Source organism: Catellatospora paridis (assembly GCF_009720365.1).
GTDB lineage: Bacteria > Actinomycetota > Actinomycetes > Mycobacteriales > Micromonosporaceae > Catellatospora > Catellatospora paridis.
The window spans coordinates 467,988-479,975 of record NZ_ML769316.1; the positions used below are offsets into that span (position 1 = coordinate 467,988).

At 72.1% G+C, this 11,988-nt stretch carries 11 protein-coding genes; 7 read left to right on the top strand and 4 right to left on the bottom strand.

The window, feature by feature from the left end:
• Positions 1-29: 29 nt before the first annotated feature.
• A complete protein-coding gene (locus F9C41_RS17690; protein ID WP_196279817.1) occupies positions 30-941 on the top strand; it encodes an SMP-30/gluconolactonase/LRE family protein in 912 nt (303 codons plus the stop codon).
• 75 nt (positions 942-1,016) lie between these two features.
• Here the strand turns inward: F9C41_RS17690 and F9C41_RS17695 are convergent, their stop codons facing one another.
• Positions 1,017-3,317 (bottom strand): WD40/YVTN/BNR-like repeat-containing protein, encoded by a 2,301-nt coding sequence (locus F9C41_RS17695; RefSeq protein WP_155387899.1) that lies wholly within the window; start codon positions 3,315-3,317, stop codon positions 1,017-1,019.
• A 66-nt stretch (positions 3,318-3,383) separates the two neighbouring features.
• Here F9C41_RS17695 and F9C41_RS17700 point away from each other — a divergent pair, with 66 nt between their 5' ends.
• Genes F9C41_RS17700 through F9C41_RS17715 form a run of 4 tightly spaced genes read left to right on the top strand, consistent with a single transcriptional unit; the run spans position 3,384 to position 7,511 of the window.
• Positions 3,384-4,211, top strand: coding sequence for a carbohydrate ABC transporter permease (locus F9C41_RS17700; protein ID WP_155387900.1), 828 nt, complete (start codon positions 3,384-3,386; stop codon positions 4,209-4,211).
• On the top strand, positions 4,208-5,539 hold the full coding sequence (locus F9C41_RS17705) for an ABC transporter substrate-binding protein (RefSeq protein WP_155387901.1): 1,332 nt from the start codon (positions 4,208-4,210) through the stop codon (positions 5,537-5,539). Before F9C41_RS17700 ends, F9C41_RS17705 begins: the two co-directional genes overlap by 4 nt.
• Positions 5,536-6,588, top strand: coding sequence for an ABC transporter ATP-binding protein (locus F9C41_RS17710; protein WP_155387902.1), 1,053 nt, complete (start codon positions 5,536-5,538; stop codon positions 6,586-6,588). Before F9C41_RS17705 ends, F9C41_RS17710 begins: the two co-directional genes overlap by 4 nt.
• A gap of 26 nt (positions 6,589-6,614) precedes the next feature.
• A complete protein-coding gene (locus F9C41_RS17715; protein ID WP_155388000.1) occupies positions 6,615-7,511 on the top strand; it encodes a carbohydrate ABC transporter permease in 897 nt (298 codons plus the stop codon).
• A gap of 40 nt (positions 7,512-7,551) precedes the next feature.
• Here F9C41_RS17715 and F9C41_RS17720 read toward each other — a convergent pair whose 3' ends face one another.
• Positions 7,552-8,433 (bottom strand): oxidoreductase, encoded by an 882-nt coding sequence (locus F9C41_RS17720; protein ID WP_155387903.1) that lies wholly within the window; start codon positions 8,431-8,433, stop codon positions 7,552-7,554.
• 205 nt (positions 8,434-8,638) lie between these two features.
• On the opposite strand from F9C41_RS17720, the gene F9C41_RS17725 reads away from it, so the two are divergent.
• Complete coding sequence (locus F9C41_RS17725) at positions 8,639-9,811, top strand: cytochrome P450 (protein WP_196279818.1); 1,173 nt, start codon at positions 8,639-8,641, stop codon at positions 9,809-9,811.
• 57 nt (positions 9,812-9,868) lie between these two features.
• Positions 9,869-10,297, top strand: a complete 429-nt coding sequence (locus F9C41_RS17730) for a GNAT family N-acetyltransferase (RefSeq protein WP_155387905.1) — start codon at positions 9,869-9,871, stop codon at positions 10,295-10,297.
• A gap of 47 nt (positions 10,298-10,344) precedes the next feature.
• Here the strand turns inward: F9C41_RS17730 and F9C41_RS17735 are convergent, their stop codons facing one another.
• Together F9C41_RS17735 and F9C41_RS17740 are read right to left on the bottom strand one after the other, a co-directional pair.
• A complete protein-coding gene (locus F9C41_RS17735; protein ID WP_155387906.1) occupies positions 10,345-10,968 on the bottom strand; it encodes a class I SAM-dependent methyltransferase in 624 nt (207 codons plus the stop codon).
• A gap of 64 nt (positions 10,969-11,032) precedes the next feature.
• Positions 11,033-11,953, bottom strand: a complete 921-nt coding sequence (locus F9C41_RS17740; RefSeq protein WP_230689694.1) for an SMP-30/gluconolactonase/LRE family protein — start codon at positions 11,951-11,953, stop codon at positions 11,033-11,035.
• Between the last annotated feature and the right edge of the window lie 35 nt (positions 11,954-11,988).

An 11,988-nucleotide genomic window follows, 5' to 3' on the forward strand; every position in this document is an offset into this window, starting at 1 on the left:
GGCCTGCGGCCAGACAACGGAGCGGGCACGTGGACGTGATCTCAACGAAGGCCTACCAGCTCGGCGAGTGCCCGCGGATCGATCCGCGCACCGGTGAGCTGCTCTGGGTCGACGTCGCCGCGGGGCGGCTGTACCGGGGCGGGTGGCACGGCGCGACGCTGACCGTCACCGCGGATTACCAGGTAGGCGCACATATCGGCGCGGTGGCGCCGGTCGCCGGGGACGGCGCCGGGTGGGTGGTCGCGGCCGACCGGGGATTCGCGCACGTGGCCGCCGACGGCACGGTACGTCCGCTGGGCCGGACCCGGCCCGGTGACAACGCTCCCCCGACCGACGTGATCACCGCCCCCGGCACTCGGATGAACGACGGCGTTTGCGACCCCGCCGGGCGGTTCCTGGCCGGCAGCCGGATCCTGCCCGGCACCGCTGCCCGCTCCGGGGCCCTGCACCGCCTCGACCCGGACCGGACGGTCAGCACGATCATCACCGGCGTCGGGTGCTCGAACGGGATCGGCTGGAACGCCGAGGGCACGGCCATGTACTACATCGACTCCCTGGCCCGCCGCCTCGACGTCTTCGACTACGACCCGGCGACCGGGGCGGCGACCGGACGGCGGGAGCTGGCGAGCTTCGACGACGGCAGTCCGGACGGGCTGTGCGTCGACGACGAGGGCTGCGTCTGGGTGGCGGTGTGGGACGCGTGGTGCGTACGCCGGTTCACCGCCACCGGGCGGCTGCTCACCTCGGTGCGCCTGCCGGCGCCCCGGCCGACCGCGGTCTGCCTCGTCGGGACTGCACTGGTCGTGACGACCGCGTGGGCCGGGCTGGACCCGGCGGCCCTGGCCGAAGCGCCGCTCAGCGGGCGGATCTTCGCCGTCGACGTCGACGTCACCGGCCCGGTGGCCACCGCCTGGGCCGGTGACCTCGGCGAACTCCCCTGACGCCGCGCGGGTGCGGGCGGCGCAGACGGTGCGACCGCCGCGGTGCTCGTGGCGAGCACCGGGCGGCGCGGTTCGTCACAGGACCGGCGCTCCGACGTCGAGCCGGTAGACCCCCAGGCCGTAGGTGCCGGCCGTGATCAGGGTGCGGCCGCCGGAGACCGCGGTCGCCAGGTCCATCACGGACACCACCGGCAGGCCGGTGCCGGCGGCCGACCAGGTGACGCCGGCGTCGGTGGAGGTGAAGACACCGACGTCGGTGCCGACGTAGACCGCGTTGCGGTTCTGCGGATCGAGGACCAGGTCGTTGACGGGCGCGTTGGGCAGGTTGCCGGAGATCTGCTGCCAGCTGGTGCCACCGTTGGTCGAGCGGTAGACGTGCGCGGCCGAGTCGCCCACGGTGTATCCGGAGAACGTGGCGTAGACGAGGTTGGCGTCCGTGGGGTCGACGGCGAGCCGGGTGACCCAGCGCTGCGGCAGGGCGGTGCCGATCTCGGTCCAGGTGCTGCCGGTGTTGCGGGTGACCCAGATCCGACCGTCGTCGGTGCCGACATAGATGGTCGCGGCGCTGGTCTTCGCGACGGCGATCGTCGAGATGGTGTTGTAGGTGGTGCTGCCGCTGCTGCCGCGGCTCAGGTCACCGCTGATCGCGGTCCAGCTCTGCGCCGAGTTGGTGGAGCGGTTGAGTCGGTTGCCGCCGTAGTACATGATCGCCGGGTTCGACGGGTCGAACACCACGGGCGTCAGCCAGGCGCGGCGGTCCGAGGTCGTCGAGCCGAAGCTGCTCATCGAGTTGCCGCCGTTGGTGGAGCGGCCGCAGGAGCCGTTCTGCGAGCAGGCGTACACCTTCTGGTGGTTGGTGGGGTCGATGAGGTTCTGCAGGCCGTCGCCGCCGTAGTGGGAGCCCCACGCCGACCAGGACCGGACCGAGCCGTTGTCCTGCAGGCCGCCGCTGATGCGGGTGACGTCCTGCTGGGACACCGCGACGGTGTAGAACTGCATGTTGCCCAGCCGGGTGGTCTTGGTCCAGCTGCCGCTCAGCGACCCGTTCGCGGTGGAGCGGTAGATGCCGCCGTCGTTGCCGATGAAGACGCGGTTGGCGACCCGGGGATCGAACGCCACCGCGTGCTGGTCGACGTGGAAGGAGCTGGAGTTGCTGGTCCAGCTGCCGCCCGCGTTGCTGGATTCGAGCATCGGCACGCCCGGCACCCAGATGTGCTGGGGCGCGACCGGGTCTACGAAGATCCGGGAGAACCACCAGCCGAACGTGGACTGGGACGAGTTCAGCGCCGTCGTGTTGGTGATCTTCGTCCAGGTGTCGCCGCGGTTGACGGAGGTCCAGAAGCCGAGGAAGTTGCCGGTGGCGTTGGCCGCGATCGCGTACACCCGGTTGGGGTCGCTCTTGGCGACCGCGACGCCCATCCGGCCCACGTCGGTTCCTGACGCGGGCAGCGTGCTGGCGAGCCGGGTGAAGCTGGTGCCCCCGTTGGTGGACCGGAACAGCCCGGAGCCGACCCCGCCGTAGCGGCGGCTGCCGGGCATCCGCTGGTGGTCCCACATCGTGACGTAGATCCGGTTGGGGTCGACCGGGTCGATGGCGACGTCGGACGCGCCGGTGGTGGAGTTGACTCCGGCGAGGATCTGCGTCCAGGTGGAGCCGCCGTCGGTGGTGCGGTAGAGGCCGCGGTCACCCCCGGGAACGTAGAGGTTTCCGGTGGCCGCGACCAGGATCCGGTTCTCGTTGGTGGGGTCGACCGCGATCCGGCCGATCCGGTTGGTGCCGGTCAGACCGATCGACTGCCAGGTCGCGCCGTGGTCGGTCGAGCGGTAGACGCCCGTACCGGGGAAGGAGGCGCTGCCGCCGCCGGGATTGGCCTCGCCGGTCCCGGCGTAGAGGGTGCCCGCGCTGGTGACCGCGATCGCACCGATGGCCTGGGTGATGGCGGGGTCCCACGCGTAGTTGAACGTGCTGCCCGAGTCGGTGCTCTTCCAGACGCCGCCCGAGGCGGTGGCGGCGTAGACGGTGTTGGCGACCGACGGGTCGACGACCAGGTCGGTCACCCGGCCGCCGAGGTTCGTCGGGCCCATCGACTGCCATGCGGGCAGCGCGGCGAAGGTGGACGCGCCACCGCCGATGCGTTCCGCCTGGGCACGCGCTCGCCCGGACAGCGCGACCAGGTCACCGGTCTGACTGGCGCCCAAGCGCTGGGCCATGAACCACTCGTCGGCCCCGGACGGGCCGGCGGCGCCTTCCAGCGCTTCCAGCGCGGCGACGTCGGCTCCGATCACGACATCGGCAGGCAGGCCATGCGCGTCCGCGGAGGCGACGAGCGACAGACCGAACAGGACGGTAAGACCGAAACCCAGTGATGATCTCATATTCCCCACCCCCGGCTAGACATGCAATGCTACGCATCTATACATCTAAAGGTCTAGAGGTGTCCGATGTCCTGGCACGACCCGGGCCGCCGGCGGCGGGCCTACGGCGCCGTCGCGGTGACGGCGCTCTTCGGCTCGCCGCTGCTGCTGCTCCTGGCCGGTTCGCTGCGCGAACCGGGCCAGCCGCCCGTCGTCGCGCCGCCGCTCATCCCCGAGGACCCCGGCTTCGCGGCCTACCACCAGGCGATCACCCACGGCGACCTGGTACGCGCCGCCGCCAACTCGATGATCGTCGCCGCGGTCGGCGTGCCCCTGAGCCTGCTCGTGGCGTCCCTGGCGGGATTCGCCCTGACCCAGCTCCCCCGCCGCCTCGCCAGCGCGGTGATCGGCCTGTCCGTGCTGGCGATGATGGTGCCCGCCACCGCGCTGCTGCTACCGCGCTTCGTGCTGTTCCGCACGCTCCACCTGACCGACACTCTGGTGCCGCTCATCGCACCCGCACTGATCGCCACCTCACCGCTCTACCCGCTGATCTACTACCTCGCCTTCCGGGCCATCCCCGCCGACAGCTACGACCTGTGCCGGCTCGCCGACCTCACCCCGATGCAGACGTGGCGGCGCATGGCACTGCCCCAGGTCCAGCCGGTCACCGCCGGCCTCGCCGCGCTGACGTTCGCGCTGACCTGGTCCAACCTGCTCGACCCGCTGGTCTACCTCTACGACCGGGCGACCTTCACCCTGCCGCTGGCTCTCCGCGCCCTGGCGGCGATGGACCCGCACAACCAACCCGTGTTCCTCGCCGGCGCCGTCCTCACCACCCTGCCGACCCTGCTCGTGATCGGGGTCGCCCAGCGCCGGTTCATGCACTCCTACGGCCCCGAAGGAGCCCCGTGAAGCGAACCCTCGCCCTGCTGAGCCTGGTCACCGTGCTCGCCGCCACCGGAGTCACGGCCGGGTGCGGCGCCGATGCCGAACCGTCGGCCGAGGCCGTGTCCCTGCTGGTCGCCGGCACCCCCGACGAACTCGCCGCCTACCGGGCACTCGCCGCCGCATACGAGCAGGCCTACCCCGGCACCTCCGTCGACCTGATCGAAGCGAGCAGCGCCAAGGACCTGATGACCAGGGTTTCCACCTCGATCGCGGGAAACGCCGCACCCGACCTGTTCCTGATCAACTACCGCAACTTCGGCCAGTTCGCCACCAAGGGCGCCCTCGCGCCGATGACGGCCCGGCTCGCCGCCGCGGGGGGCAGCCTGCACGAGCAGGACTTCTACCCGCAGGCCATGGGCGCCTTCCGCTGGCGTGGCGAGCAGATGTGCCTGCCGCAGAACATCTCCAGCCTCGCCGTCTACTACAACCGCAGCCTGTTCACGAAATACCAGGTCGCCGAGCCGGTGGCGGGATGGCACTGGAACGACATGGTCGCCACCGCGCAGGCGCTGACCCGTGACGCCGGCGGCCAGACCGTGAAGGCCGGGGAGCCGGAGGCCGCCGGAGTGCCGGTGGCCGTGCACGGGCTGGGCGTCACGCCTGAACTGATCCGGCTCGCGCCGCTGATCTGGTCCAACGGCGGTGACATCGTCGACGACCCGGCGGCCCCGACCCGGCTGACCCTCGACACTCCCGCTGCGCGGCAGGTGATCCAGGACTTCCTGGAACTGCCCAAGATCGGCGTCGTCCCGTCGGACGTCGAGGTGGAGACCCAGGACCTCGAGGCCCGGTTCGCGGCCGGCAAGCTGGCGATGTTCGTCTCCTCCCGGCGGGTCACCACCGCCTTCCGGGCGATCACCGGATTCGAGTGGGACGTCGCCCCGCTGCCGCAGTACCGCTCCCCCGCCAACATCCTGCACAGCGACGCCTACTGCATGACCAAGGCGTCGACCCGCCAGAACGCGGCGTGGCACTTCCTCGAATACGCCCTGAGCGACCCCGGGGCCACCCTCATGGCCAAGACCGGGCGCACCGTTCCGTCGCGGACCTCCGTGGCGACCTCGTCGGCGTTCCTGTCCCCCGGCACGTCGCCGGCCCGCTCGCAGATCTTCCTGGACACGATCCCGGCGCTGCGACCGGTGCCGACGATCTCCACCTGGCCGGAGATCGAGGACGCCACCGGCAAGATCCTCGAGAACGCCTTCTACCACGGCGACCCGCTCGACAAGGTCATCGCCGACCTCGACGCGGCGACCCGCCCGATCTTTCAGCGCGGCACGGCGGCCCGGTGACCGACGGGCTGAGGCTGCGCGACGTGCACCTGTCGCGCGGGGCGATCACCGCCCTGCGCGGCATCGACCTCGTCGTGCGCCGGGGCGAGCTGCTGGTCGTCCTGGGCCCGTCCGGCGCGGGCAAGTCCTCGCTGCTGCGCGCCATCGCCGGGCTCGACCCCGTCACCGGCGGCACCGTCGCCATCGGCGGGCGTGACGTCACCGCGCTGCGACCCGGACAGCGCAACGTGTCCATGGTGTTCCAGTCCTACTCGCTGCTGCCGCACCTGTCGGTGGCCGACAACATCGCGTTCGGCCACCGGATCCGCGGCGCGGACCGCCGGGCCGCCGCGGCCCGCGCGGCACAGGCCGCGGCGACGGTGGGCTGCGCGGACCTGCTCGCCCGCCGCCCGCACCAGCTGTCGGGCGGCGAGCGCCAGCGGGTGGCGCTGGCCCGGGTGCTGGTACGCGAACCCGACGTGTTCCTGCTCGACGAGCCACTGGCCAACCTGGACGCCGCCCTGCGGACCCGCATGCGCACCGAGATCAGGGCGGTCCACGACCGGCTCGGCACGACGACGGTCTACGTGACCCACGACCAGTCGGAGGCGATGGCGCTCGGCGACCGGATCGCCGTGCTCCGCGACGGCCGCATCGAGCAGATCGGCACCCCGGACGAGGTGTGGCACCGCCCCCGCACCCGCCACGTCGCCTCCTTCGTCGGCGGCCCCGGCATGAACCTGCTCCCCGGCAACGGGCCATTGAGCCTGGCAGGTGTCGAGGCGACAGCCGTCGAGCTGGGCGTACGGCCCGAGCACGTGACACTGAGCGGGGTCGGCAGCGCACCGGCCGACCTGCTCGGCAAGGTCGAACGGGTCGAGGTGCTCGGCGAGGACGCGCTGGTCCACCTCCGCCTCGGCGGGCACCCCATGATCGCCCGGGTCGCGGCCCGGACCCGCCCCGCTCCCGGTGACCGGGTCGCTGTCGACGTCGCCGCGAAGCACCTGCACGCCTTCGACGCCGTCACCGGAGAACGGATCCCGCTGCCCGCCGGGGCGGCCGCCCGATGAATCGTGACCGCCGGCAGCTGGTGCTGATGCTGATGCCGTACCTGGTCGGGCTGGTGGTCCTGGTGCTGCTACCAGCCGCGGCCACGATGGCGATGGCGTTCACCGAGACCGACCTGATCGCCACCTCGCGGTTCCTCGGCGCGGCCAACTTCGTCGAACTCACCACAGACCCGGCGGTACAGGCCGCGGTCGGCAACTCGCTGTCCTACCTGATGTTCTCGGTGCCGCTGCGCCTGGTCATCGCGGTCGGACTGGCCCTGCTGCTGCACCGGCGCGCCCGCGGCTCCGGCACGGCCCGCGCGGCGGTGCTGCTGCCGGGCGCCGTCCCGGAACTCGCCTACGGGCTGATGTGGCTGTGGCTGCTCAACCCGATCCAGGGGCCCGTCAACCAGTTCCTCCTGCTCGGCGGGGAAGGTGGACGGACCGCGTTGGGCACCCTGCCGCCGCAGTGGCTGACCGACCCCGAAGACGCCCGCGCGGGCATCGTCCTGATGAGCCTGTTCACCATCGGCGAGACGTTCGTCATCGTGCTCACGGCCCGGCTGGCGCTGCCGCCCGAGGCGTACGAGCTCGCCGAACTGGAGGGAGCCCGCGCCGGGCAGGTGCTGCGCCGGGTGACCCTGCCACTGCTCGCGCCGGTGCTCGCCGTCCTGGTGCTGCGCGACACGCTGATGAGCCTGCAGGCGTCGTTCGTGCCGACGCTGGTCGTGACGAACGGCGGCCCTCCGCCGTACGCGACGACCTACCTGTCCCTGGTGCTCTACCAGGACGCGTTCGAGTATCTGCGGTACGGCTACGCCGCCGCGGTCGCCGCGCTGATGCTGGGCTTGACGGCGGTGGCGGTGCTGATCCAGTGGCGCCTGCTGCGCCGCTGGGCGTCGCACGGCATCGTCGGCGCGGGAGCACAGCGGCCCGGGAACTGACGGCACAGCGCGGCCGAGCCGACGCGGGTGGCTCGTGCGGTCAGGTGCCCAGTTCGGGTCCCGGTGCCGGCTCCGCCGATCGGGCACGGCGGGCGGCGATGTCGCCCAGCGCGGTGAACAGCGCCACCACGAGCCGGTCGAAGACCCGGTCCGGCAGCAGCCAGCGGGCGAAAACCGCGGCTCGTGCGCCACGCCCCACCGCGTAGCGGGCGCGCGGCCGCCGCACCGTCGCGGCCCGCCCGATCGCCTTCGCGACGACCGAGGGAGGCGAGATGTGGTCCGGTTCCGACATCAACGTCAACGCGTAGCGGCGCGCGTGCTCGTCGTACGGCCCGCCGCCGGAGGTGGCGAGCAGCCGCTCCCCCGCCACCCGCGGGAACTCGGTCGCGATGCCGCCGGGCTGGATCACGACCACGTCGATGCCCAGCGGCCTGAGCTCCACCCGCAGGCAGTCGCTCAGCCCTTCCAGCGCGTACTTGGTCGAGTGGTACCAGCTGCCCAGTGGCTGGTACAACTTCGCGCCCACCGAGGAGACGTTGATGATGCGGCCCGATCCCTGCGCCCGCAGGTGGGGCAGGACAAGCTGGCAGAGCCTGGCCGCGCCGAACACGTTGACCTCGAACTGCCGCCGCGCCTCGTCCATCGGCACGTCCTCCAACGCGCCGAACGACCCGTATCCGGCGTTGTTGACCAGCACGTCGAGGCGGCCCGACTCGGCGACGACGCGGTCTACCAGGGCCACCAGGGCCTTGTCGTCGGTGACGTCGACGGCGGCGGTGTGGATGCCCAGTGCGGCCAGCGGCGCCATCCGGTCCAGCCGGCGGGCCACCGCGTACACGGTGAAGCCGAGCTCGTGCAGGCGGCATGCGGTGGCCGCGCCGATCCCCGCGGAGGCACCGGTCACGACGGCGACCCTGCTCATGCGCTCCACCTCTTGGCATCCGGACCGGCAGCGGCGCTCACGGTACAGCGGCCCTGCGGCCGGAGGCATGGGCCGATCCGCCGGAGTCGATGGCTACTCGGTTACCGACCTTCCCCGCACCATTACCACCGGTAGGGTGACCGTCGCTGTCGGGCATCTGTCGGTTCGCTACCGGCCCGCCGAAGCCAGCGGCTGTAATCGATATATGATCCCGGCCGCTGAAAGTGCCTTCGCACAAAGGTCCAGCTCGCCCGCTGCGCTGGGGCGCAACCTCGCGGCTCTCGGGCAGCACGAGCCGATCGTCTTCGACGAGTTCATGAACGCGCCACTGGTGCTGCGGCACCGGGACGTGAGCGCCGCGCTGCGCGACACCGCCACCTTCAGCACCCGGTTCTACGGGATGGGCCCGATGAGTGCGGCGATGATCGCGCTCGACGGGCCGGCGCACCACGGGCTCAGGCGCGTGCACAACCGCTTCTTCAGCGCCGCCGCGAGCGCCAAGTACGCCCAGGCCGTGGTGCCGATCGCCCGACGCACCTTCGCGCCGCTCGCCGCGAAGACCGAGGTGGAACTCGTCGAGGAGAGCATCGCCCGATACCCGATGGAGGTCTTCCTCACCCTGCTCGGCATCCCCGACGAGCTGGGCGACCAGGGCCTGGCCTGGGTGCGCGCGATCATCACGTGGCTGGGCTCGCCGATGGACGAGTCGGTGGCCGCTGCCGGCCAGCAGGCGTACGCGCAGCTGAGCGCCTACACGTCCACGCTGGTGCAGCAGGAGCGGCGCGACCGCGGCGACAACATGCTCGGCGAGATCATCAGGGCGTTCGAGGCGGAGGACGCGTACTCCGTCGAATCCGTGACGACCGCGGTGGTGAGCCTGCTGCTGGGCGGATTCGAGACCACGATCCAGATGATGTCGGCCACCGTCTCCTCCCTGCTGTTCAACCCGGACGCGCTGGCCCGGGTGCAGGCAGACGGCAGCCTCGCCGAGGCCGCGATCGACGAGGCGTTCCGCTGGGCCAATCCGACGGCCGGGCTCTACCGCCTGGTGATGCGCGATGTCGAACTCGCGGGAACCGCGCTGGCGGCCGGCAGCATGGTCTACCTGTGCATCGCCGCCGCTCACTTCGACGAGCAGGTCTACCCCGACGCCGGGACGTTCCGGCTGGACCGGCGCGGCACCCACCTCGGCTTCGGCCTCGGCCCGCACTACTGCGTCGGCGCCCCGCTGGCCCGCATCGAGGTCGCCGCGGCCCTTACCGCGCTGCTCGACGCCTGCCCCGGCCTGCGCCTGGACCCCGACGCTCAGCCCAGGTTCCACTACGGTGCGCGCGGCTTCGTCCAGCACGGCACGGAGGCGCTACCCGTCCTGACCTGACCGCGACGGCCGCGCCCCGGGCCGCGGCGGAAACGGGATTCGCCTAGACTCCGCCCGATGATCGTGAGGAAGGCCGGCCTGGCAGACGTCGCGGCGCTCGCCGAGCTGCGTGGCATCGCATCGGACAACCTGCCGGCGTACGCCGACTGGGTCGCCGCCCACGCCGAAACGCACCTGCCTTTCGTGGCCGAGGTCGACGGGGCCGTGGTGGGCGTCGCCTGGCTGCACGTCGCGGAACGAGTGCCCGCAAACACCGCGCTCGACCGGAGGTACGGCGACGTCCAGTCCGTCGAGGTGCGCGAGGCGTACCGCAACCGCGGCATCGGCGGCGCGCTGATGGCCGCGATCCTCGACGAGGCCCGGACCCGGAACCTGCTGCACGTCTGCGTCCACTCCGGCCGCCGGGCGGTGGACTTCTACCTGCGCAACGGCTTCAGCCTCCACCGCCAGCTGCTGCTGTGGGAGCCGGCCGAGCAGGACGGCTGACGTCGGCCACCGTCTGCTCGCCGCCACTGCGTCCTCGCCGGTCCGGTTTAGTTCACGTCCGTGCGGCGGATCGTGGCCAGCCAGCCCTGCGCGGTGTCCTTCACGGAGCTCATCTCCAGCACGGCGGGTTCGATGCGCTCCACCGTCCAGCCCTGGTCGAACACCGCCCGGATCTCGGCCTGAGTGACGCGGCGGGGACCCCAGTCGCCCGGCTCCCGCTCACTGAAGCAGAGCAGATGGTAGGTGCCGCCGGGAACGACCGCGGTAAGGACGACCTGCCCGTAGGTGACGCGGTCGGCGTCGGACAGGGTGTGGAACAGCGCCGAGTCCAGCACGGTGTCCCAGCGCCCGTGCTCCGCGAGATGCATGACGTCGTCGACGATGAAGGTCGCCGCCAGGCCCCGTGCGGCGGCTTTCGCCCTGGCCAGGCCGATCGCGGTCGGTGCGGCGTCGATCCCGGTCGCCGGAAGTCCGGCCGCCGCCGCCATCAGGGCGTGCTCGCCGGTGCCGCAGCCGACGTCGAGCACCCGGCCGTGCAGTCCGCCCGCGGCGGCCACCGCGGCGAGCGCCGGTTGGGGTCGTCCGATCTCCCACGGGGGTGTGTCGGCGTACATGGCGTCGAAGTCGTGGCGGGGCTCGCCCTCTGGCGGCGGGGCGCTGGTGTGGGTCATCCGTCGATGATGGCACTGGGAACCGCGTTCGGCCGCCTGGCAGGTCGCGCCACCGACAACCGGTTCAGGGCAGTCTGAAGTGCGCTATCGCCTTCGCATGCAGGCTGCCCAGCCATACCGTGCCGGACTCCTCGCGCACCCCGGTGACCATGGAGAATCCCGGTGTGGCCGTCTGCAGGTCGTGGACCGTGCGGCCGGCGGCGTCGACGGCCTGGACCCAGACGGTGTCGGCGGGCTGCGGCAGCAACGCGTCGGGCAGCGCCCACAGCAGCCGCCGCAGGACCGGCGGCCGCGAAGCGAGCAGGTCGAGTGTGCGGTTGCGCGGCGACCCCATCGCGATCCAGATCAGACCGTCGCTGCCGCGGGCGATGTTGTCCGGGAATCCGGGCAGGTTGTCCACGAGGACGTCGCGTTGGCCGGGCTGCGGGCCGGTCAGCCAGAGCCGGGTCAGCCGGTATGCGCCGGTCTCGGCGACGGCGACGAACGACTCGTCGGCCGCGAGGGCGACGCCGTTGGCGAAGTGCAGGCCGGTGAGCACCGTGGTGACCGTGCCGTCCGGGTCGCGGCGCAGCAGGCGTCCGGTTCCGGAGTGCTCGATGAGGTCGGCCTTCCAGTGCGCGAGGTCGAACCGGGCCGTCGAGTCGCTGAACCAGATGGTGCCGTCGGCGGCGATCGCCGCGTTGTTGCACACCCGCAGCGGCACGCCGTCGATCGGTGTGCCGGCCGGGACGAGGTCTTCGATCGTCCCGTCGCCCGGCTGCACGCGGAGCAGGCCGCGAGCGGCGTCGCAGACCACGAGGGCGCCCTCGACGTCGGCCTCGATGCCGAGCGGGCGACCGCCGGTCTCGGCGACGACCTCCACAAGGCCGCCACGGACCCGGAGGATCCGGCCGTCGGCGAGGCCGGTGTAGACCGCGCCGTCGGCGGCCACCACGACGTCCTCGGGCCCGATGCCGGGCAGCGGGTGAAGGACCGGCTGCGGCATCGGGGCTGCGCTGTGCGACTGGCGCGCGCGAGCCG

What these genes read in the sequence shown, in the direction of transcription:
- F9C41_RS17695 (WP_155387899.1), bottom strand. Translation starts at nt 3,317, where the DNA reads ATGAGATCATCACTGGGTTTCGGTCTTACCGTCCTGTTCGGTCTGTCG.
- F9C41_RS17715 (WP_155388000.1), top strand. Translation starts at nt 6,615, where the DNA reads ATGCTGATGCCGTACCTGGTCGGGCTGGTGGTCCTGGTGCTGCTACCA.
- F9C41_RS17700 (WP_155387900.1), top strand. Translation starts at nt 3,384, where the DNA reads ATGTCCTGGCACGACCCGGGCCGCCGGCGGCGGGCCTACGGCGCCGTC.
- F9C41_RS17730 (WP_155387905.1), top strand. Translation starts at nt 9,869, where the DNA reads ATGATCGTGAGGAAGGCCGGCCTGGCAGACGTCGCGGCGCTCGCCGAG.
- F9C41_RS17725 (WP_196279818.1), top strand. Translation starts at nt 8,639, where the DNA reads ATGATCCCGGCCGCTGAAAGTGCCTTCGCACAAAGGTCCAGCTCGCCC.
- F9C41_RS17735 (WP_155387906.1), bottom strand. Translation starts at nt 10,968, where the DNA reads ATGACCCACACCAGCGCCCCGCCGCCAGAGGGCGAGCCCCGCCACGAC.
- F9C41_RS17740 (WP_230689694.1), bottom strand. Translation starts at nt 11,953, where the DNA reads ATGCCGCAGCCGGTCCTTCACCCGCTGCCCGGCATCGGGCCCGAGGAC.
- F9C41_RS17720 (WP_155387903.1), bottom strand. Translation starts at nt 8,433, where the DNA reads ATGAGCAGGGTCGCCGTCGTGACCGGTGCCTCCGCGGGGATCGGCGCG.